Source organism: Streptomyces ipomoeae 91-03 (assembly GCF_000317595.1).
Classification (GTDB): Bacteria; Actinomycetota; Actinomycetes; order Streptomycetales; family Streptomycetaceae; genus Streptomyces; species Streptomyces ipomoeae.
The window spans coordinates 12,320-33,438 of record NZ_AEJC01000124.1 but is presented as its reverse complement, the minus strand read 5'-3'; the positions used below and the strand labels follow the sequence as shown (position 1 = coordinate 33,438).

Here is a 21,119-nt window from a genome sequence, read left to right as displayed (position 1 = left end):
ACTCGTATGCCCACGGGCGGCTCGACAAACGGTGCCCACAGGCACACACGGACGGCGCGCACAGATGGGGCGTCCAGACAGCACACACCGACGGCGCGCACAGATGGTGCCCACAGTTGGAGCACAACTCCTCCCCAGAGGAGGATTGCGTTTCGTAACTCGCGGGTAGTACCGGCTACGACCGTTTTGCCCAGGCCACGGCCGTGCGGGAGGGACCCCGATCATGTTCTTGGAAGCGCTCGGCTCCGCGATCCTCGGCCTCGCCCTCGCATGGGGCGCCGCCTATCGCCTGCCGCACCGTCTGCCGTCCCGCACCCTGGTCCTGCCCACCGGCACGGCCGGCGCCCTCTTCGGCGCCTTCCTCACCCACACCGCCCTCGGCTCCGCCAACTACTTGCTCATCCTCATCGGCGCCCTGGTCGTCGCAGCGGCGTCCCTCTCGTTGCTGCTGAGGCCCACGGAGAGGTTTCGGCGCAGCTCGGCCACCGCGTAGAGACGGAGGCCGGGGGAAGCGCAGTCGAGGGGCGCGAGGCCCTGAGACATGCGGCCCCGCCGCGCGGGCGCGACCAGCCCCCGACGACCCGCAGTCACCGACCCCCACAGCCCCCAACGGCGATTAGGCACCGGCTCAGGCCGCGAGGCCCAGCGCGGCCATCCGCTTGGTGTGCGCCTCGGTGATCCGCGAGAACATCCGCCCCACCTCGGCCAGATCGAACCCGTCCGCGACGCCGCCCACCAACATCGTGGACAACGCGTCCCGGTCGGCCACGACCCGCTGCGACTGCGACAGCGCCTCCCCCATCAACCGCCGCGCCCACAGCGCCAACCGCCCACCGACCCGCGGGTCCTCGTCGATCGCCGCCCGCACCTTCTCCACGGCGAACCCGGCGTGCCCGGTGTCGTCGAGCACGGCGAGCACCAGCCCGCGCGTGTCGGAGTCGAGATGGGCCGCGACCTCCCGGTAGAAGTCACTGGCGATCGAGTCGCCGACGTACGCCTTGACGAGCCCCTCCAGCCAGTCCGACGGTGCCGTCTGCTTGTGGAAGCCGTCGAGCGCGTCGACGAACGGCTCCATGGCCAGCGTCGGCTCCTCCCCGATCTCGGTGAGCCGGTCCCGCAGCCTCTCGAAGTGGTGGAACTCGGCGGCGGCCATCTTCGCCAGCTCCGCCTTGTCGACGAGCGTCGGCGCCAGCTTCGCGTCCTCCGCGAGCCGTTCGAACGCCGCCAGCTCCCCGTACGCCAGCGCTCCGAGCAGATCCACCACGGCGGCGCGGTACTGCGGGTCGGCGGAGGCCCGGTCCCAGTCCTGGGCGGCGATCCCGGTGACCTCGGTGGTGTCGGCCGTATCGGCGGCCTCAGCGGTGGCGGCGGAGTTCTCAGGCTTGTCAGGCGTCGTCATGAAGCGCACAATAGCCCGCTCCCCGCATGGCGGCAGGGCAAGGCCGATCAGTGTGACGACGACTACGTGACCAAATCGGCCATCGCATGTGCGCGATTCCGGGGTATGGTGGTAATGCGCCTGCTGAGTACGTCGAAGTACGCCGCGAGTTCTCGGGCATCTCGACCGTATCTCGACAGGCCGCACGCATGAGGATGCCCGGTCGGTGGCCCGATCGGCTCCGACCCGACAGCCCTCCTGTTCCGTACGGCACTCTGCGTACGGCGTCCGGAGGGACCCCTCAGCGGTATGAGCGCTAGAGCGTCGGCAGTGGTCCCGTGCCACACGGCCCGCCCGTGAGGGCGGCCGACGTCCCCTCGGCACGGTCAGACGACACGACCCCCGCGCTCGCGCCACACCGCGTACACAGAAGAGGCAGCACCCTGACTACGACTTTTCGAGATCTCGGAATCCTTCCCGAGACCGCCGAGGCCCTGGAGGCCGTCGGCATCATCAACCCCTTTCCCATCCAGGAGATGACGCTCCCGGTCGCCCTCTCCGGCACCGATGTCATCGGCCAGGCCAAGACCGGCACCGGCAAGACGCTCGGCTTCGGCCTCCCGCTCCTCGAGCGCGTCACCGTCCCCGCCGATGTCGAGGCCGGCCGCGCCAAGCCCGAGGACCTGACCGACGCCCCGCAGGCGCTCGTCGTCGTCCCCACCCGCGAGCTCTGCACCCAGGTCACCAACGACCTGCTGACCGCCGGCAAGGTGCGCAACGTCCGCGTCACCGCGATCTACGGCGGCCGTGCCTACGAGCCGCAGGTCGAGGCCCTGAAGAAGGGCGTCGACGTCGTCATCGGCACGCCCGGACGGCTCCTCGACCTGGCCGGGCAGAAGAAGCTCGACCTGAAGCACGTCAAGTGCCTGGTCCTCGACGAGGCCGACGAGATGCTCGACCTGGGCTTCCTGCCCGACGTCGAGAAGATCATCGGCATGCTCCCGGCCAGGCGCCAGACGATGCTGTTCTCGGCGACCATGCCGGGCGCGGTCATCGGTCTGGCCCGCCGCTACATGTCGCAGCCGACCCACATCCGCGCCACGGCACCGGATGACGAGGGCGCGACGGTCGCGAACACCTCGCAGCACATCTACCGCGCGCACAACATGGACAAGCCCGAGATGGTCGCGCGCATACTGCAGGCCGACGGCCGGGGACTGGCCATGGTCTTCTGCCGTACGAAGCGCACGGCGGCCGACCTCGCCGACCAGCTCAAGCAGCGGGGCTTCGCCTCCGGCGCGGTCCACGGCGACCTCGGCCAGGGCGCCCGCGAGCAGGCCCTGCGCGCCTTCCGCAACGGCAAGGTGGACGTCCTCGTCTGCACCGACGTCGCCGCCCGAGGCATCGACGTCGAGGGTGTCACCCACGTCATCAACTACCAGTCCCCCGAGGACGAGAAGACGTACCTGCACCGCATCGGCCGTACGGGCCGCGCGGGCGCCAAGGGCATCGCGATCACGCTCGTCGACTGGGACGACATCCCGCGCTGGCAGCTCATCAACAAGGCGCTGGACCTCGGGTTCAACGACCCGCCAGAGACGTACTCCACGTCCCCGCACCTCTTCGAGGAACTCAACATCCCGGCGGGCACGAAGGGCGTCCTCCCGCGCTCCGAGCGCACCCGGGCCGGTCTGGACGCCGAGGAACTGGAAGACCTCGGCGAGCCGGGCGGGCGCGGGCCACGCGGTCGCGGCGGCCGTTCCTCCGGCCCGTCCTCGTCCCCGTCCTCGGAACGCGAGCGCCCGGCACGCACGCCACGCCGACGCCGCCGTACGCGCGGAGGCTCCGCCGTCGACGGGGCACCCGCTGAAGCCACCACGGCCATCGAGCCCGCACAGCCCACAGCCACCCCGGGCACCGCTCCCCTCGACTCCGAGCCCCGCACCCCACGCCGCCGTCGCCGCACCCGTGCCGGCGCGGCTCCCGCGGCGGAGACCGCGCAGACGGTGCTGGACACCGCCGAGGACGCGCCCACGAAGGCGGAGGCCGACAAGGCCGCCGAGACGGTCCAGGCTGTCGAGGAGACCCCCAAGCCGCGCCGCCGCCGGACCCGTGGCGGAGCGACAGCTGCCGGGGAAGCCGCCGAGACCGCGGTGAAGACGGCCGAGGGCACGCCCGCAGAGAGCGACGTCCCGGCTGCCGAAGCGGTCCAGGCCGTCGAGGAGGCGACCAAGCCGCGCCGCCGCACCCGCAAGACGGCCTCCACGGAGCCCGCCGCGGCCCTCACCGCCGAGACCGCGGAGGCCGCTCTCGACACGGCCGAGAGCACGCCCCCCGCCGAGGCGACCAAGCCGCGCCGCCGGACCCGTAAGGCCGCGGCGACCGTCGAGGCGGCGCCCGTCGCGCCCGTGGCCGAGGACGCCGTCGTCGCCGAGGAGGCCGCTCCGAAGCGTCGGCGCACGCGCAAGGCCGCCGAGGCCGTCGTCGACGCACCGGAAGCGGTGACGGTCGAGCCGACGGTCGAAGAGGTCGTGCCCAAGCCCCGCCGCCGCACCCGCAAGACCACGGAGGCCGTCGTGGAGGCCCCGGAAGCCGTCATCACCGAGCCGACCGCCACGACCGAAGCCCCGGCCAAGCCCCGCCGACGTACACGCAAGACCGCGGAAGCCGTCGTCGACGCACCGGAAGCGGTGACGGTCGAGCCGACGGTCGAAGAGGTCGTGCCCAAGCCCCGCCGCCGCACCCGCAAGACCGCAGAGGCTGTGACGGAGGCCCCGGAAGCCGTCATCACCGAGCCGACCGCCACGACCGAAGCCCCGGCCAAGCCCCGCCGACGTACACGCAGGGCCGCCGAGGCCGTCGTCGAGGTGGCGGAAGGTACTGTCGAGGCCGCCGTTGACGGGGACGAGGCGGCGAAGCCGCGTCGACGCACCCGCAAGGCGGCGGCCACGGCCACCGTGCCGGCCCAGCCGACCGAGGAGCAGGCCACGAAGCCCCGGCGCACTCGCAAGGCGGCGGCTGCCGTCGTCGAGGAGGCGGCCGAGGCACCGGCGCCGCGTCGTCGGACCCGTAAGGCCGCGGCTGTCGTGGAGCCCACGGACGGCTGACCCGCATTCGGGCGAAGGCCCGGCCCCCTCCCCCGGGGGCCGGGCCTTCGGCGTGCCGGGGGCGAACCACACGCCGCCAGGCCCGCACAGCCACCCGCCCGTTACCCTCCCCCCATGAGCCGTCCTCCCTCCTTCACCCCGCCTCCCGGCGCCCGTGCCCACCGTCTCCGCACCACACGCGGAGAGTTCGCCGTGATCGAGGCGGGCCTGCCGGTGAAGGGGACCGTGCTGTTCGTGCCGGGATTCACTGGGAGCAAGGAGGACTTCATCGCCCTCCACGAGCCGCTGGCGGAGGCCGGCTACCGGTCGGTGGCCGTGGACGGGCGGGGGCAGTACGAGAGCGAAGGGCCCAAGGAAGACGAATCGCCGTATGCCCAGGAGGAGTTGGCGAAGGACCTGATCTCGCAGGCGCGGGCCGTCAGCCACGGCGCCCCCGTCCACCTCGTCGGCCACTCCCTCGGCGGTCAGATCTCCCGCGCCGCCGTCCTGCTGGACACGTCCCCCTTCGCCTCGCTCACCCTCATGGCGTCGGGCCCGGCGCAGATCTCGGCCTCACAGCAGCAGCGCGTGAAGCTGTTGCGGGACGCCCTGACCGTGATGGGCATGGCGGAGGTGTGGGACGCCATCCAGGCCATGGAAACGCCGGAGGAGACCGAGACCGGCGCCCTCGACGAGGGTCTGGACGACCGCGTCGACCTGCGCCGCCGCTGGCTCGCCAACAGCCCTGCCCAGCTGATCGCCACGGGCCGTCAGCTCTGCGCGGAGCCCGACCGTGTCGCCGAACTCGCCGCCGTGGTCCTGCCCAAGCACGTCCTGTCCGGCGAACGCGACGACACCTGGCCGATCCCGCTCCTCGACGACATGGCCGTACGACTGCGCGCCCACCGCACGATCATCCCCGGCGCCGAACACTCCCCCAACACGGACCAGCCGAGGGCGACGGCCGACGCCCTCATCGGCTTCTGGGACCGGATCGGCGACTGAGCGACCGCAGCGCCAAGCCCCAGGCCAGGTCCCCGAGCACCGCCCAAGCGCGGCCGGCGCTGCTGCGCTGCCAGCGCTACAAGTACTGCTGTCCTGCCAGTACTGCTGCCCTGCTAGTACTGCGCCCGCAAGTGCTCCCAGAACCCGTCCCGCAACGCCCGTCTCAGATCCGCCTGCCCCCGGAGCGAGTACTGGAGCAGCCCTTCCGCCTCGACGAGCAGGTCCTGGTCGACCGAGCCGGGCAGATACGGGTGGCCGTGGAGCAGTTCCTGAAGGGACTCACGGCCCCGGGAGGCCAGCCACTTCGCGGCGATCTGCGCGCCGACGAAGCGGACGTCCTCGCGGGTGGGCCGGGTGCCGGCGGTGGCCTCGTACGGGACGGCGGCCCGGCGGGAGACGTACGGCTTGAAGAAGTCGAGGTCGAAGGTGCGCTGGCTGTCGACCTCCCAGAGCAGCGGCTCGGCCTGGTTGCGTCCCTCGGGCGCCTCGATGCCCCACAGATGGACCCGCGCCCCGTACCCCTGCGCGGCCTCGACCGCCGAGACCAGATCCTCGTCGCCGCCGATGAGCGCGGCGTCGCTGATGGCGCGATGCCGGGCGAGTGACTCCAGGTCCGTGCGGATGAGGGAGTCGACGCCCTTCTGCTGGTTGTTCGCGTTGAGGTTGCCCAACCGCACCTTCACATCCGGCAGTTCGGCGATGGACTGCTGCTCCGCCGTGTGGATACGGCGCCGCGCCCCGTCGTACCAGTAGACGCGCAGCAGCCGGCTGTCCGCGAAGATGGTGCGCGCCTTGTCGATCAGCGCGTCGATGAGACGTTCCGCATCGAGGTCGAAGGACCGCCGGTCCTCCGTCCCGGCGACGAGCCGCCCCACGGCCGCGTACAGATACCCGGCGTCGACGAAGATCGCATGTGTCGAGGGCGTCTTCGCCACCTCGGCGAGCATGCGCTTCAGCAGCTCATTCGTACGGTCGATGCGGGCGCCGAGCGCCGTGAGGTCGTCGTTCATATGAATCCATTGTCCCGGCGGTCACGCTGCGAACACAACCGGTCCCAATCAGTCTTCCAGTTTTCCGGTAGACGCACCCCACCACGCACCCGCCCGCACCCCACCCGCACCACTCACCGAGCGCTTACCGAGCAGTAATTAGCTTCTCGAAAATTTTCCTTAGCGTAGGGAATGTTTGTAACAGGCATACCGTTGAATCCGCATGGAACCCGGGCACCGACGACCCGCGTACCACCACCAGTAGTCCTCCTCGGGGTCGGCAGTTCTCCTCAGGAGGATGACCAGACGAAGGGAGAAGCCATGCGCTTCGAAATCCTGCGACTCGACGACGTCGACGGCACGCCCGTCGACAGCACCGTCGTGGACGCCGCCTCCGTCAACCGGATCGTGCAGCAGGCCGCCGCCATCGGCCAGCGTCTCTGGATCCGCCCGGCCGGCGTGACCGCCTCGTAGTACGCGGTCCGTTTCACACTTCGGAGCCCCCGTACGACTCCATGTCGTACGGGGGCTCCGCGCGTGTCCGGGGGCTTCGAGACCGACTGGGCTCAGGCGCCCTGAACGACCTGAGTGACCCCGTTGATGATCTGCTGCACGGCGATCGCGGAGAGCATCATGCCCGCGAGCCGCGTCACCAGCACCACACCGCCGTCCTTGATGACCCGGATGATCAGCAGCGAGTACCGCATCGTCAGCCACAGCACCACATGGATCGCGAGAATCGCGGCCCACACCGACACATGTCCGGCCACCCCGTCCGCCTTCTGCACCGCCAGAATCACCGACACGATCGCCCCGGGCCCCGCCAGCAACGGCATCCCCAGCGGCACCAGCGCCACATTCACGTCCTTGGTCTGCTTCGGTTCGTCCGTCTTTCCCGTCAGCAGATCGAGCGCGATCAGCAGAAGCAACAGCCCTCCCGCGATCATCAACGCGGGCACCGACACATGCAGATAGTCCAGGATCTGATGCCCGAGCAGCCCGAAGACAGTGATCACCCCACCGGCCACACAGACCGCCTGAAACGCCATCCGCTTCTGCGTACGAGCGGGCCGCCCGGCGGTGAGCGCGAGAAAGATCGGGGTGATCCCGGGCGGATCCATGATCACGAACAGGGTGAGGAAGAGAGAGCCGAAGATGGCGAGATCGAACACAGGGGTGCCTTGCGGAGAGGAGAGAAAAGCGAGCAGCCCACCGACATGTGGCCACCAGTGACCGCTGTGGGCAATCGTTCCGCAGGGCGACGGGAGTACCGTCGCTCGAGCGGAGCCGAGAGTGGGAGAGGGTGGGCACAGCCGGCAGCGCCGGGTGCCGTACAGGCAGAGGCCGGCTAACCGAGCCCGCCGGTCCCCGGGACGGGAAACGCTCCGGTGGCCCGCCGAGTGATCTCCCCGTACACCTCGGGATCGGTCGTGTACTCGCCGAGTACACAGGTCTTGCGGCTGCCGTGGTAGTCGGAGGAGCCGGTGGTGAGGAGCCCCAGCTCCTTCGCGAGGCCGCGCAGGCGCGCACGGGTCGCCGGGTCGTGGTCCATGTGGTCGACCTCGATACCGTCGAGACCGGCGGCGGCCAGTTCGGCGATCGCGGACTCCGGGACCGTACGGCCCCGCTTGACGGCGGCGGGGTGCGCGAAGACGGCGACGCCGCCCGCGGCCTTGATCAGCCGGATCGCCTCGAAGGGGTCGGTCTCGTGCTTCTCGACATAGGCCCGGCCGCCGTCGGCGAGCCACTGTTCGGTGAAGGCGTCGCTGACGGTCGGTACGACGCCGAGTTCGACGAGGGCGGTCGCCACGTGGGGCCGCCCGACGGAACCGTCACCGGCGATGCGGGAGACCTGCTCCCAGGTGACGGGTACGTCCAGCGCGTTCAGCTTGGCTATCATCCCGCGGGCCCGGGGCACCCGGTCGTCCCGTACGAGCTCGCGCTCGGCGAGCAGGTCGGGCTCCTCGGGGTCGAAGAGGTAGGCGAGCATGTGCATGCTGACGTCGTCCAGCCGGCACGACAGCTCGGCACCGGTGACCAGCGTGAGCCCTTCCGGCAGCGCGGCGATCGCCTCGGCGTACCCACGGGTGGTGTCGTGATCGGTCAGCGCGACGACGTCCAGCCCCGCGGCGCCCGCGCGCCGCACCAACTCGGCGGGGGTGTCCGTACCGTCGGAAGCCGTGGAGTGACAGTGCAGATCTATACGCACGACACGGGCTCCAGGCGCAGACAGACGAAAGCGGACGCTCAAGAATAGCGCGCTTTCGAACCGCTTCCGTCACACCCGAAACCGCCGGGCGCCCCCTACAGCCGGGCGCCCCCTACAAGACCAGCCCGGGGTCACTGGTGGCCAGGCCCAGCGGAGTCAGGGGGCGCTGGGCTGTGACATCGCGGCTCCGCCGCGCGGGCGCGGCTACGGCTCCAAGATCCGCGGCGACAACGCCCCGCAAGGCAGCAGCTCCACCTCGGCCCCCGCGTCCCGCAAATCCGTCAGCACCAGCTCGTCGTACATCAACAACCCGGTCTGCTCGGGCCAGACGACCGCCCACAGCCACAACCCGAGCGCCTCCCCGGCGAACACGGCGCGGTCGTCGGGCGTGCCGGAGACATGCCACAGCGGCGTCGGCCGCCCGGCGGCGAGGACCTTGGCCTGTGGCGGTTTCTCGACGCTCAGATAGGGGCCGGGGTCGGGGCCGTCGATGCCGGCGTAACGCGCGCCGAGGCCGACGCCGAGCTCCTCGGCGATGAGCACCAGCTCTCCCACTCCGCCGAGCGGGCCCGGACCGGAGCAGGCGACAGCGGTGGCGCGCCCACCGCTGCGGTCGTCCCCGGCGAACGCCGCCCCCGTGAACAGCCAGCCGACGGGCAGCGGCCACGGCATCCAGACGGGCACCTGCGCACGGTGCACCACAACGCTGAGGGCCTCGACGCTGGGCGGGATCACGGGCTGCAGCGGGTGCACCGTCCCATGCACAGCGCACTGCCAGGCGTCGGCAAAGAGGCCGGGAGCCCTGACCCGGCCACCACACTTCGGGCAACTGGGTTCGCCCCTCATAGGGCCCAACGGTCCTCCCCGTGCTTCCTCGCGTCAAGGACGATCACCCGTCCGGCGTGTGCGCGTCACATTCCGCGCACATCCCCGGGCTCCGGTCGACGGTCGGTCCGCTGATCACTCACCGGTCACCCACTGGGCCGACCGCCGAACCGGGCACCGAACCAACCACCGGGATCAACTACCCGCACGGCCAACGGAAGCGGCGATTTTCAGCCACCTGCGAGCCGCCCTCCGGCCACGTACGTCGTGCGGTCCGTCACACCGAGGAGTCGGAAGGCGGTCGGCCCGTCAGTCCAGAGGGACCGATGTACGGGCCGGGTCGCGAAGATCCGTCCCGTGCGTGAGCCAGCGCTCCTGGAGGGCCTGGGCTCCGTGCACCCGCTTCCAGGCGGCCTCGTTGGCGGTCATCGGCAGGAGCGGCAGGAAACGTACGGGGTCGGCGGGGGCGTCCAGTTCGAGGTCCTCCACGAGGCCGCCGGACTCCGCGACGAGGACGGAGGTGAAGGGAGCGCCGGGCCACAGCGGCTCGCCCACGTCGAGGGAGGCGCCGGGGGCCACGACCACGCCCTCGACCTGCGGGGACGCGGCGAGCACGGCGAGCGGGCGGAGCACCTTGTCGGTGTCGGCGACCCCGCGCCGTACGGACAGGACCAGCTCGGCGCGCGGGCCCTTGACCGGGTCGGCGAGCACGGCGGTGGGGTCGGCCATGGGCTGGCCCGACATGCCGAGCGTGGCGTAGCGGACGATGTCGCCGTCGGTGAAACGGAGCACCTCGATGCGGTCCGTGCCGAGGAACGTGATCGCGGCGCGCGCGTCCGGTTCGCCCAGCGCGGTGCGCAAACGGGCCTCCACCAACGGAAGAACATCAGCCATGAGCCGAGCATAGAACTCGTCAGGAACCGGCAAACGGGCACCTTGACACTTCAGTCGACTGTTAGTCTTGGGCGCCGGTCGGGGCAGCATGCGGGCAGCACGCAGAAGCGTCACTCTCAAGCCCGGGTTCCCGACCCGAGAAGACTGACTCCCCTACGGGGAACCCCCAATGGGGTAGGGAACGTCCCTTACGAGGGACCGGCCGGAGGAGGTGGGGCTGCGATGGACCGAAGTCGACCGTGCAGTACCACCCGCTCTTCCGACCGCTGAGTTCCGTAGCTCTCGCCGTAGCTCACTTGCTCACTGCTTGGCTGCCACCCTCCATCGCGTCGTGCCACTCGTCGGTCGTCGCGCAACGGAAGAGCACTTCGTTCCCGTCTTGATCCGAATCACAGATCAGCAGTCCTCCGAATCAACGGCCGGACATCGCTGATCTGAATCAAGCGAAGCAGTCGCCGCGACGGTGCGGTGCTCCCCGCTTTGTGGACGTGCCAAACATCAGCAGTCAAGACGTCCCCATTCCGGGTAGTTCCAACCGTCATCGACGGCCTTTCGTTGCGAAGGAGCCTGCCCATGTCGATGATCCACAACCTGCGCGCCGCGGTCCGTCCCTCCCGGCCGTCCCGTCTGTCGCTGCGCAAGGACGGCGCCGTGTACGACGCCACGCGCCCCGCCGAGGCCACCACGGCCGTCGTGGACTGCGCCGCCTACCGCGACGGCGTGCGCGTCGCCACCGAGCGCGCCCTGACCCCGCACGAGGCGATCCGTCAGGTGCGCCGTGACGGCGGGTTCGTCTGGATCGGGCTGCACGAGCCGTCCGAGGCGGAATTCTCGGGTATCGCGGCCGAGTTCGGGCTGCACCCGCTGGCCGTGGAGGACGCCGTGCACGCCCACCAGCGGCCGAAGCTGGAGCGGTACGACGACACCCTCTTCACCGTCTTCAAGACCATCCACTATGTCGAGCACGACGAACTCACCGCCACCAGCGAGGTCGTCGAGTCCGGCGAGGTCATGTGCTTCACCGGGCGGGACTTCTTCATCACCGTCCGGCACGGCGGCCAGGGCTCGCTGCGCGCGCTGCGCCACCGGCTGCAGGACGACCCGGAGTTGCTCGCCAAGGGCCCCTCGGCCGTGCTGCACGCCATCGCCGACCACGTCGTCGACGGGTACGTGGCGGTCGCGGACGCCGTGCAGGACGACATCGACGAGGTGGAGACGGAGGTGTTCTCGCCGGGCCGCAAGGGCACGCCGCGGGGCACGGACGCCGGGCGGATCTACCAACTCAAGCGCGAGGTCATGGAGTTCAAGCGCGCGGTGCTGCCGCTGGTGCGGCCCATGCAGCTGCTGAGCGAGCGGCCGATGCGGCTGATCGACCCCGACATCCAGAAGTACTTCCGTGATGTGGCCGACCACCTCGCCCGCGTCCAGGAGCAGGTCGTCGGCTTCGACGAACTCCTCAACTCGATCCTCCAGGCGAACCTGGCGCAGGCCTCCGTCGCCCAGAACGAGGACATGCGGAAGATCACCTCGTGGGCGGCCATCATCGCCGTACCGACGATGGTGTGCGGCGTGTACGGCATGAACTTCGAGTACATGCCCGAGCTGAAGTGGAAGTTCGGCTACCCACTGGTCCTCGGCGTCACGGTCGCGCTCTGCCTCGGCATCCACCGCACGCTCAAGCGGAACGGCTGGCTCTAGGGCGCCCTTGTGCGGCCCCGACTAGGCTGCTGTTCATGACGGAACAGCTGCTCGACCGGGCCCTCGTCGAGGAGGCCACCAAGAAGTCCGGGCTCATCTGGGTGCGGGGCTACGGGGTGCCGTCGCTTCATGTCCAGGGGCATGGCGTGCCGTCGCGTGCGCTGTGGCACGTCTGGCACGAGGGCGCGGCGTACGTGGTCGGTGACGGGCCGGGGGAACAGCCGTTGCCGGGGCTCGTCGACGGGAGTTCCGCCGTGGTCACCGTGCGCAGCAAGGACAAGGGCGGGCGGCTGGTGGCCTGGGACGCGACGGTCGTGGAGCTGGCCGTCGGCTCTCCCGAGTGGGAGGCGGCGGTGGCCGAGCTCAAGGGCAAGCGGTTGAACGCGCCCGACGGGGAGGCCATGCCGCAGCGCTGGGCCCGGGAGTGCCGGGTGCTCCGACTGGAGCCGACGGGGTCCACGCGGCCGTTGCCCGACGGCGACCTGGCCGCGATGCCGCTGCCGACGCCGGCGACCACGCGGGAGCCGATTCCCAAGGGATTGCCGCGGTTGCTGCTGAAGCGGCGCAAGCGGTAGCGCTCCGCCGGGATCAGCCGCCTCGCCTACTGGGCGCGCCCTACGACGTCGGGAGCTGTTTGCCGTAGTCGACCACCGACTTCTTGTCCGGTTCCTTCAGAGCGAAGCCCTTGCCCCAATCCGTGAGGAGGATGGTGCCGGCGTCGCCCGCGCGGACGAGGCGGAGGGGGTAGGGGGTGCCTTCGAGGGAGACGTCGAGGGTGCCGCCGGCGCCCTTGTCACCGGTGATGCGGATGGTGCGGGTGCCGGACTGTTCGTGGTGGCCCTCGGTGGACAGGGTGCCGTGGAGGGTGAGGAGGCTGTTGAGGAGGACGTCCTTGTCGGTGAAGCCGCTGAATCGCTTGTAGGCGGGGTCGCCGGTCGGGACCTTGACGTACATGCCGTCGAGCTTGTCCGCGGCGGCCGTCTCGGCGTCGTCGTGCTCCTTGCCTCCGCTCTTCTCGTCGTCCTCGTGGGCCCAGAACTCGGCGTCGGCCTTCAGGTAGAGGTGCTCGCCGACCTTCAGCAGCCGGAAGGTCGAGTCCCCGGACGTCACCGAACCCGTGCCACCGTCCTCCTTCAGGCGCATGTCCAGCTTGTACGTCTTGCCGTTGCTGACCACGGACCCGGAGAGCCGGACGGTGTCCGCCGCCGTGGCGGCCTCCTTGGTCCTGCTCTGGATCTTCGTCGGCTCCAGCTTGCCGACCCCGTTGGTGCCTTCGTCGGGGTCCTCGCTGCACCCGGTGAGCCCCAGCCCGCTCGCCACGAGGGCGCAGACGGCGCTCACCAGTGCGGCCCTTCGGGTACGGGGAATCAGAGTCACAGACGACACACCTCTTCGTGGGGAGTCCAGGCGTACCGCAGAGTACCGGGGCTTCCGGCGCGCCACGGAGGCAGTCCGTCCGCACCGCTCACCAGGGCATATCCGATCCGGACGGGCTAGCCTGAAGCCCTCCTCGGCGGACAATCCCGTAGGACTCGCGTGATTATCGCGAAAGACTCGCGCGGCTCGCAGGGCTGGTACGGCTGATACGGCTGATACGGCTGATACAGCCCACCGGACCTGATACGGAAAAGCACGCGGGACCGCACGGGAAACGGAAGGAAAGGGGCTGCTCATGGCGGCGATGGTGCCCCGGATCTTCGTCTCCCATCTCTCCGGGGTCGCCGTCTTCGATCCGAACGGCGACCAGGTGGGCCGCGTCCGTGATCTCGTCGCCATCCTGCGGGTCGGACGGAAGCCGCCGCGACTGCTCGGGCTGGTGGTGGAGCTGTCGACGCGGCGCCGGATCTTCCTGCCCATGACCCGGGTCACCGGTGTGCAGTCCGGGCAGGTCATCACCACCGGCGTCCTCAACGTGCGCCGGTTCGAGCAGCGGCCCACCGAACGGCTCGTCATCGGGGAGCTCCTGGACCGCCGGGTGCGGCTGGTGGAGACCGGCGAGGAGGTGACGGTCCTCGACATCTCGGTGCAGCAGCTGCCGGCCCGCCGGGACTGGGAGATCGACCGGGTGTTCGTACGGAAGGAATCGGAAAGGCGCGTAGCGCTTCCTTGGAAGGGTGGTGGCGGGAAACGGGTGGGCGGGGCGTTCCGGCGCGGCAAGGGCGAGACGCTGACCGTGGAGTGGTCGGCGGTCACCGGGTTCTCCCTGGAGGAGCACGGGCAGGGCGCGGAGAGTCTGCTCGCCACCTTCGAGCAGCTCCGCCCGGCCGACCTCGCCAATGTGCTGCACCACCTCTCCGCCAAACGCCGGGCCGAGGTCGCCGCCGCCCTCGACGACGACCGTCTCGCCGATGTCCTGGAGGAGCTGCCCGAGGACGACCAGATCGAGATCCTCGGCAAACTCAAGGAGGAGCGGGCCGCCGACGTGCTGGAGGCCATGGACCCGGACGACGCGGCCGACCTGCTCGCCGAGCTGCCGGAGGAGGAGCAGGAGCGGCTGCTGACGCTGATGCAGCCGGACGAGGCGGCGGATGTACGCCGGCTCCTGGCGTACGAGGAGAAGACCGCCGGCGGTCTGATGACCACCGAGCCGATCGTGCTGCGCCCGGACGCGACCGTCGCCGACGCGCTCGCCCGGGTCCGCAACCCCGATCTCTCCCCCGCGCTCGCCGCCCAGGTGTATGTGTGCCGGCCGCCGGACGAGACCCCGACCGGCAAGTACCTCGGCACGGTCCACTTCCAGCGGCTGCTGCGGGACCCGCCGTACACGCTGGTCGGCTCGATCCTCGACGACGACCTCCTGCCGCTGGACCCGGAGGCCCCGCTGCCCACCGTCGTCGGGTTCTTCGCGACGTACGACATGGTCGCGGCGCCCGTGGTCGATGAGGGCGGTTCGCTGCTGGGCGCGGTGACCGTGGACGACGTGCTGGACCACATGCTGCCGGAGGACTGGCGGGAGACGGAGTTCCACCTGGACGAGGAGGACGAGGGAGCCGGGGAAGTCGAGGGGGCCGCCCATGGTTCCTGAGCGTGACGGGCACGAGGCGCGCGAGGGGCGCCACGGACGGGACGGGGGGCGCGAGCGAGCGTACGCGGGCGCGACCGTACGCGAACGCACGCCGCTCTCCAGCGCGCTGCCGCGGGAGCGCACGCTCTCCGGGGCCACCGCACGCCCGCGTACACGTCTCGATCAGCCGCTGCCGCGCCGGGCCAGGCTCCTGCCCGAGTGGGACCCGGAGGCCTTCGGACGGTTCTCGGAGCGGATCGCGCGGTTCCTGGGCACCGGACGGTTCCTGGTCTGGATGACGGTCGCCATCAACGTCTGGGTGCTGTGGAACGTGTTCGCGCCGCGAGACCTGCGCTTCGACGAGTACCCGTTCATCTTCCTGACCCTGATGCTCTCCCTCCAGGCCTCGTACGCCGCCCCGCTGATCCTCCTCGCGCAGAACCGCCAGGACGACCGCGACCGGGTCAACCTCGAACAGGACCGCAAGCAGAACGAACGCTCGATCGCCGACACCGAGTATCTGACCAGGGAGATCGCGGCCCTGCGCATCGGCCTCGGCGAGGTCGCCACCCGCGACTGGCTGCGCTCCGAGCTCCAGGACCTGGTCAAGGAACTGCACGAGCCGGACGGGCACGACGGGCGCGGTGGCCACGACGGGTAAGGACGGCGGCGCGAGGGCCGGGGCGAGGGTCGGCCCGTATTCCCGCCGGAGCACCCGCATGGGCGTGACGAAGGCGACCACTGACGGGCTTTCCGGGGCCCCCCGCGGTCGCCGTACCATCGTCCTTATGGCTACGGAAGACGCGGTGCGCGAAGCACTGGCGACGGTGAACGACCCCGAGATCCACCGGCCCATCACCGAGCTGGGGATGGTCAAATCGGTGGAGATCGGTGCGGACGGAGCGGTCGCGGTCGCCGTGTACCTGACGATCTCCGGCTGCCCCATGCGCGACACGATCACGCAGCGCGTGACGGAGGCGGTCTCGCGGGTCGAGGGCGTCACCCGCGTCGACGTCTCGCTCGACGTCATGAGCGACGAGCAGCGCAAGGAGCTGGCGAACGCCCTGCGCGGCGGCCAGGCGGAGCGCGAGGTCCCGTTCGCGAAACCGGGCTCCCTCACGCGCGTGTACGCCGTCGCCTCCGGAAAGGGCGGCGTCGGCAAGTCCTCGGTGACGGTGAACCTGGCGGCGGCGATGGCGGCCGACGGTCTGAAGGTCGGTGTGGTCGACGCCGACATCTACGGTCACTCGGTGCCGCGCATGCTGGGCGCCGACGGCCTTCCCACCCAGGTCGAGAACATGATCATGCCGCCGTCCGCGAACGGTGTGAAGGTCATCTCGATCGGCATGTTCACCCCGGGCAACACCCCGGTCGTCTGGCGCGGCCCCATGCTGCACCGCGCGCTCCAGCAGTTCCTCGCGGACGTCTACTGGGGCGACCTGGACGTCCTCCTCCTGGACCTCCCGCCCGGCACCGGCGACATCGCGATCTCCGTCGCCCAGCTCGTCCCGAACGCCGAGATCCTGGTCGTGACGACCCCTCAGCAGGCGGCGGCCGAGGTCGCCGAGCGGGCCGGCTCCATCGCCGTCCAGACCCACCAGAAGATCGTCGGCGTCGTCGAGAACATGTCCGCCCTGCCCTGCCCGCACTGCGGCGAGATGGTCGACGTCTTCGGCACGGGCGGCGGCCAGACCGTCGCCGACGGCCTCACCCGCACCACGGGCGCCACGGTCCCCGTCCTCGGCAGCATCCCCATCGACGTCCGCCTCCGCGAGGGCGGCGACGAGGGCAGGCCGGTGGTCCTGACCGACCCCGACTCCCCCGCCGGCTCCGCCCTCCGCTCCATCGCGGGCAAGCTGGGCGGCCGCCAACGGGGCCTGTCGGGCATGAGCCTGGGAATCACCCCGAGGAACAAGTTCTAGTTCCAGGGCACATATCGAGCTTGACCAGCCACAGACGGCCCGCAGTCCCCGGACAACCCAGGGCCCTGCGGCGAAAAGGGGCACCGCAACCAACTGAAGCGGTGCCCTTTCGTCTATGCGTACTCCGTGATGTCCTTGATCATGGCGAAGCCCAACCCGTACGCGCTCATCCCTCTCCCGTACGCCCCCACATGCACCCCTTGCGAGGTCGACCCGGCGAGCACCCACCCGAACTCGGACTCCCGGTAGTGGAAGGGCGTCGGCACCCCGTCCACCGGCAGCGACAGGGTCGACCAGTCGGGACCGGCCAGGTCGTCCGCCAGGACCCACGCCGTCTCGGTCTGCTGGTCCAGCCAGTCGTCCCGCAGGGTGTGGTCCAGCTGTCCGGGCCACGTGAACGACAGCAGCCCCACACCGGCCAGCCAGGCCGCGGAGGAGACCGAGGTGGCCTCCAGGACCCCCGTGCCGTCGGCGCTGCGACGCACGTCGTTCGCCGCGATGGTCACCACGACCGCGAACCGTTCCCTGGCCTCGTCGTCCGCCCCGGCGGCGTACTCGTTGCGCACCGAGGGCTCGTCGCCGTGCCCGATCGAACCGTGCTCGACGGTGCCCTCCGCCGAGGTACCGACCTGCATCAGCCAGCGCGGCCCCGTGAAGGCCTCGTCGAGGCCGTACCACGGGAAGGGCGCCAGCAGGTAACCGTCGACCGTACGCCGGGCGGAGGGGGCCTGTTGTCCGCCCTCCGCAACCGACGCCTGCGCGCCTACCCGACTCGTCGTCTCCATCTGCCCGGACGCCTCCTCGCTCTCGGCGGACCGGAGCGGCCCGCCCCCCTCGGGCGTCGTCGCTCGCTTTCCTTACAGTCCGCACAACAACTGGGCAGCATAGCCACAGCTCTCCGAGCAGCAGGGAAAGCGCCCGGCGCGTAGGACGGCGTACTGGCGGGTTCAGGCCGTACGAGGGCGCTTGACGGTATGAATCGCATCACGCACGGGGGCGTGGCGGCACTCGGGTGTACGGCCGCAGCGGCACTCGGGTGACGACCACCGTGGCAGCCGGGTGTACGACCCCCGTGGCAGCCGGGAGCACCGGCTCGGCGGCTCCCGGCTCACGCGGGCGTACTGCTCAGGTGGCGTCGAGGTCGTACGGCGGACGCTCGCCCGCGTCGAGGGCCTCGCGCTTCTTGGACATGTCGACGGAGCCGCCGGTCGAACCCGAGGACGACGAAGACGAACCGGATCCGACGGCGGACGAGGACTCGCGTCCCTGGACCGCGTCCGCGACCTCGGCCATCTCCTTCTTCAGGTCGAAGCTGCTGCGGAGCTCCTTCAGCCCCAGGTCGTCGTTGTCCAACTGCTTGCGGATGAACGTCTTGGGGTTGAGATCCTCGAACTCGAAGTCCTTGAACTCCGGACCGAGTTCCTCGCGGATGTCCCGCTTGGCACTGTCCGAGAACTCGCGGATCTTGCGGATCGTGCGCGAGACGTCCTGGATCACCTTGGGGAGCTTCTCCGGACCGAACACGAGTACGGCGAGGACAACGAGCGTCACCAACTCGAGCGTACCTATGTCATTGAACACCTGAAGCTCCTTGCGATGTCCTCGGTCGCGGCCCTCGGGAGGTTCCGTGGTCCGGAAGGGTCTTCCGTGGTCCGGGCCGGGTCCACGGTACCCGGCGATCCTGTCGAACCGGTACTGTCGGGCGACTTCCGACCACACCCACAAGAATGGTTTTCCCAGCGCTTTGCCTGGCAGGAGGGGGTGCGGGACCCCCTCCTGTGAAGTTGGTGTCAGTCGCCGCCCGAGGAACCGAGGCTCAGGGTGACCTTCTGTTCCCGGCCGCCGCGCTGGAGGGTGAGCTCCAGACGGTCGCCGGGGCGGTGGGCGCGCACCTTGACGATCAGTTCGTCGCCGCTGTGGATGCGCTGGCCGTCGACCTTGGTGATGACGTCGCCGGACCGGATGCCCGCCTTGTCGGCGGGACCGCCCTGGGTGACCGCGTCCCCGCCGCTGTCGTTGCCGATACGGGCGCCGTCGCCCGCGTAGTCCCTGTCGAGGGTGACGCCGATCACCGGGTGGGTCGCCTTGCCCGTGTTGATCAGCTCCTCGGCGACGCGCTTGCCCTGGTTGATGGGGATCGCGAAGCCGAGCCCGATCGAACCGGCCTGCCCGCCGTCCGAGCCGGAACCGTTGTCGGCGGACCGGATGGCGCTGTTGATGCCGATGACCCGGGCGTTGACGTCGACCAGTGGCCCGCCCGAGTTGCCCGGGTTTATCGGCGCGTCGGTCTGCAACGCGTCGACGTACGACACATCGCTGGCGTCACCGCTCTCGCCGCCGGCCGTGATGGGCCGCTCCTTGGCGCTGATGATGCCGGAGGTGACCGTGTTGGCCAGGTCGAAGGGGGCGCCGATGGCGACGACCGGGTCGCCGACCCGGACGTCGTCGGAGTTGCCGAGCGGCAGCGGCTTGAGCCCGCTGACGCCCGTCACCTTGACAACGGCGAGGTCGTAGCCGGTGTCCCGGCCGACGAGGGTGGCCGTGGCGGTCTCGCCGCCGCTGAAGGTCACCGATATCTCGCCGCCCGTGCCGGCCGGGTCGACGACGTGGTTGTTGGTGAGGATGTGACCGCGCTCGTCGAGCACGAACCCGGTGCCGGTGCCCTGCCCGTCCGAGCCGCTGACGTGAAGGGTCACGACACTGGGCAGCGCGCTGGCGGCGATCCCGGCGACGCTGTCCGGCGCCCGCCCCGTGGCCCCGCCGCTCGACTGCGGCAGCTCGACCTCACCGACCCCACCGTTCCGCTCCAGACGGGCCCCCACGGCCCCGCCGATGCCCCCGGACACGAGTGCCAGCAACACGGCCCCGAGCAGCAGCACCTTCCCGCGCCGCTTCCTCCCCCGCCCCACATCGGCCACCGCGGCCCCGTTCTGCTGCAACGGCCCTGAACCCGCCCAGGGGTCGTAGCTCTGCCAGGGGTTGCCGGGCGCCGAGGGCCCGGCTGGTGATGCGTCGGCGTAGGGGGGTTGGGAGGACGGCGCGGGCTGAGAGGGGTCCCGATAGTGGGCCGCTGAGGGCTGGGACGGGTCCGGGTAAGGGGTTGCGGTGGGTTGGGGGGCCACTGGGGGCTGGGAGGCGGCATCCGGGTACTGGGCGGCCGTGGCGGGCCGAGAGGCATCCGCGTACGGGGCCGCTGCGGGCGAGGGGGCATCGGCGTACGGGGACACCGGGCGCGAAGGAGCGTCCGTGTACGGCGCCGCCGTGGGCTGGTGGGCCGTGGACGCTACGGAGGTGCCGTGGGCCGGCGTCACGGACGCCGACGGGGGTACGGCCGAGCTCGCCGACGCGGCATGCGTCGGGGCTGCCGTCGAGGCGGGCGCACTGTGCGCCTGGGGTGCGCCCGGCGTGTGAACGCCAGGAGCCGCGGTGGGCGCGCCATGGGCCTGGGACACCGCCGAGTTGGGCGCGCCATGAGCCGGGGCCACCGCGGCGGCGGGTGCCCCATGAGCCTGAGGCACCCCCGAACTGGGCGCGCCATGGACCGGGGGCACCGCAGGGACGGGTGCCCCATGGGCTTGAGGCGCCGCCGAGTTGGACACGTCGTGCACCGGGGCCACCGCAGGGACGGGCCCACCGTGAGCCTGAGGCACCCCCGAACTGGGCGCGCCATGAGCCGGGGCCACCGCAGGGACGGGCCCACCGTGAGCCTGAGGCACCCCCGAGTTGGGTGTGCCATGGGCCGGGGTCGCCGCGTGGGCGGACGTGCCGTGGGCGGGAGTGGTCGCCGGGTGCTGGACCGGTGGGGCGGGCGCCCAGGGGCCGGGCTCGCCGTAGGGCGGGGTGCCGTAGGGATCGGGGTCGTGCAGTGGCTTGGGACGCTCCGAGGGCGCTCCAGGGGCGCTCACGGCACCGCCCGGCCCACCCGCCGACCGACCGTCGGCAACAGGGACGACCCCAGCGGCCGGAACGCCGGACTCGCCCAAGCCCTGGCCCAAGCCCTGGCCCAGGTCCTGGCCCTCACCGGCCGTATCGAACCCCGCCCCCTCGTGTCCCACCGGGCGAGTCGTTTCACCAGCCGCCGAAACGCCCTTCTCCAGCCGGGTGGTCGC

19 protein-coding genes are annotated in these 21,119 nt (G+C 70.8%); 9 read left to right on the top strand and 10 right to left on the bottom strand.

Going from position 1 to position 21,119, the window contains the following annotated elements; translation table 11 throughout:
- Window positions 1–223 precede the first annotated feature (223 nt).
- Window positions 224–493, top strand: coding sequence for a hypothetical protein (locus tag STRIP9103_RS08410; RefSeq protein ID WP_009303654.1), 270 nt, complete (start codon window positions 224–226; stop codon window positions 491–493).
- Window positions 494–628: 135 nt separating this feature from the next.
- On the opposite strand, the gene STRIP9103_RS08405 is transcribed toward STRIP9103_RS08410, so the two are convergent.
- Window positions 629–1,408: a ferritin-like fold-containing protein gene (locus STRIP9103_RS08405; protein WP_009303645.1), complete on the bottom strand. Its 780-nt coding sequence runs from the start codon at window positions 1,406–1,408 to the stop codon at window positions 629–631.
- A 506-nt stretch (window positions 1,409–1,914) separates the two neighbouring features.
- Here STRIP9103_RS08405 and STRIP9103_RS08400 point away from each other — a divergent pair.
- Both STRIP9103_RS08400 and STRIP9103_RS08395 read left to right on the top strand, forming a co-directional pair.
- Window positions 1,915–4,485, top strand: coding sequence for a DEAD/DEAH box helicase (locus STRIP9103_RS08400; protein WP_052315558.1), 2,571 nt, complete (start codon window positions 1,915–1,917; stop codon window positions 4,483–4,485).
- Window positions 4,486–4,599: 114 nt separating this feature from the next.
- Window positions 4,600–5,469 (top strand): alpha/beta fold hydrolase, encoded by an 870-nt coding sequence (locus tag STRIP9103_RS08395; protein WP_048819927.1) that lies wholly within the window; start codon window positions 4,600–4,602, stop codon window positions 5,467–5,469.
- Between the two features lie 113 nt (window positions 5,470–5,582).
- Here the strand turns inward: STRIP9103_RS08395 and STRIP9103_RS08390 are convergent, their stop codons facing one another.
- A complete protein-coding gene (locus STRIP9103_RS08390; protein ID WP_009303668.1) occupies window positions 5,583–6,479 on the bottom strand; it encodes an NYN domain-containing protein in 897 nt (298 codons plus the stop codon).
- A 300-nt stretch (window positions 6,480–6,779) separates the two neighbouring features.
- Between STRIP9103_RS08390 and STRIP9103_RS48300 the strand changes: the two genes are divergently transcribed.
- A complete protein-coding gene (locus STRIP9103_RS48300; protein ID WP_009303698.1) occupies window positions 6,780–6,932 on the top strand; it encodes a hypothetical protein in 153 nt (50 codons plus the stop codon).
- 92 nt (window positions 6,933–7,024) lie between these two features.
- Here STRIP9103_RS48300 and STRIP9103_RS08385 read toward each other — a convergent pair whose 3' ends face one another.
- The 4 genes from STRIP9103_RS08385 to STRIP9103_RS08370 all read right to left on the bottom strand — a co-directional run bounded on the left by STRIP9103_RS08385 (window position 7,025) and on the right by STRIP9103_RS08370 (window position 10,386).
- Window positions 7,025–7,630 carry a MarC family protein gene (locus STRIP9103_RS08385; protein WP_009303660.1) on the bottom strand — a complete coding sequence of 202 codons (606 nt, stop codon included), beginning with the start codon at window positions 7,628–7,630 and terminating at the stop codon, window positions 7,025–7,027.
- Between the two features lie 176 nt (window positions 7,631–7,806).
- Entirely contained in the window at window positions 7,807–8,667 is an 861-nt protein-coding gene (locus STRIP9103_RS08380; RefSeq protein WP_009303695.1) for a PHP domain-containing protein, read from the bottom strand.
- 204 nt (window positions 8,668–8,871) lie between these two features.
- Window positions 8,872–9,513, bottom strand: a complete 642-nt coding sequence (locus tag STRIP9103_RS08375) for a DUF6758 family protein (protein ID WP_048819926.1) — start codon at window positions 9,511–9,513, stop codon at window positions 8,872–8,874.
- A gap of 288 nt (window positions 9,514–9,801) precedes the next feature.
- Window positions 9,802–10,386: a suppressor of fused domain protein gene (locus STRIP9103_RS08370; protein ID WP_048819925.1), complete on the bottom strand. Its 585-nt coding sequence runs from the start codon at window positions 10,384–10,386 to the stop codon at window positions 9,802–9,804.
- Window positions 10,387–10,959: 573 nt separating this feature from the next.
- Between STRIP9103_RS08370 and STRIP9103_RS08365 the strand changes: the two genes are divergently transcribed.
- Both STRIP9103_RS08365 and STRIP9103_RS08360 read left to right on the top strand, forming a co-directional pair.
- Entirely contained in the window at window positions 10,960–12,084 is a 1,125-nt protein-coding gene (locus STRIP9103_RS08365; protein WP_009303640.1) for a magnesium and cobalt transport protein CorA, read from the top strand.
- 35 nt (window positions 12,085–12,119) lie between these two features.
- Window positions 12,120–12,659: a hypothetical protein gene (locus tag STRIP9103_RS08360; RefSeq protein WP_009303647.1), complete on the top strand. Its 540-nt coding sequence runs from the start codon at window positions 12,120–12,122 to the stop codon at window positions 12,657–12,659.
- A gap of 40 nt (window positions 12,660–12,699) precedes the next feature.
- Here the strand turns inward: STRIP9103_RS08360 and STRIP9103_RS08355 are convergent, their stop codons facing one another.
- Window positions 12,700–13,461, bottom strand: coding sequence for a putative lipoprotein (locus STRIP9103_RS08355; protein ID WP_009303666.1), 762 nt, complete (start codon window positions 13,459–13,461; stop codon window positions 12,700–12,702).
- Window positions 13,462–13,756: 295 nt separating this feature from the next.
- On the opposite strand from STRIP9103_RS08355, the gene STRIP9103_RS08350 reads away from it, so the two are divergent.
- The 3 genes from STRIP9103_RS08350 to STRIP9103_RS08340 all read left to right on the top strand — a co-directional run bounded on the left by STRIP9103_RS08350 (window position 13,757) and on the right by STRIP9103_RS08340 (window position 17,010).
- The gene (locus STRIP9103_RS08350) at window positions 13,757–15,109 is read left to right on the top strand and encodes a magnesium transporter MgtE N-terminal domain-containing protein (RefSeq protein WP_009303676.1); all 1,353 of its coding nucleotides are present in this window, start codon (window positions 13,757–13,759) and stop codon (window positions 15,107–15,109) included.
- Window positions 15,099–15,749 carry a DUF1003 domain-containing protein gene (locus tag STRIP9103_RS08345; protein WP_009303674.1) on the top strand — a complete coding sequence of 217 codons (651 nt, stop codon included), beginning with the start codon at window positions 15,099–15,101 and terminating at the stop codon, window positions 15,747–15,749. The genes STRIP9103_RS08350 and STRIP9103_RS08345 overlap by 11 nt, the downstream gene beginning before the upstream one ends.
- Before the next feature lie 127 nt (window positions 15,750–15,876).
- The gene (locus tag STRIP9103_RS08340) at window positions 15,877–17,010 is read left to right on the top strand and encodes an Mrp/NBP35 family ATP-binding protein (RefSeq protein WP_048819930.1); all 1,134 of its coding nucleotides are present in this window, start codon (window positions 15,877–15,879) and stop codon (window positions 17,008–17,010) included.
- 113 nt (window positions 17,011–17,123) lie between these two features.
- On the opposite strand, the gene STRIP9103_RS08335 is transcribed toward STRIP9103_RS08340, so the two are convergent.
- The 3 genes from STRIP9103_RS08335 to STRIP9103_RS08325 all read right to left on the bottom strand — a co-directional run bounded on the left by STRIP9103_RS08335 (window position 17,124) and on the right by STRIP9103_RS08325 (window position 20,462).
- The gene (locus STRIP9103_RS08335; protein WP_009303682.1) at window positions 17,124–17,795 is read right to left on the bottom strand and encodes a hypothetical protein; all 672 of its coding nucleotides are present in this window, start codon (window positions 17,793–17,795) and stop codon (window positions 17,124–17,126) included.
- 340 nt (window positions 17,796–18,135) lie between these two features.
- On the bottom strand, window positions 18,136–18,591 hold the full coding sequence (locus STRIP9103_RS08330) for a sec-independent translocase (RefSeq protein WP_009303672.1): 456 nt from the start codon (window positions 18,589–18,591) through the stop codon (window positions 18,136–18,138).
- A 209-nt stretch (window positions 18,592–18,800) separates the two neighbouring features.
- The gene (locus tag STRIP9103_RS08325) at window positions 18,801–20,462 is read right to left on the bottom strand and encodes a trypsin-like peptidase domain-containing protein (RefSeq protein WP_048819924.1); all 1,662 of its coding nucleotides are present in this window, start codon (window positions 20,460–20,462) and stop codon (window positions 18,801–18,803) included.
- Window positions 20,463–21,119: the final 657 nt, after the last annotated feature.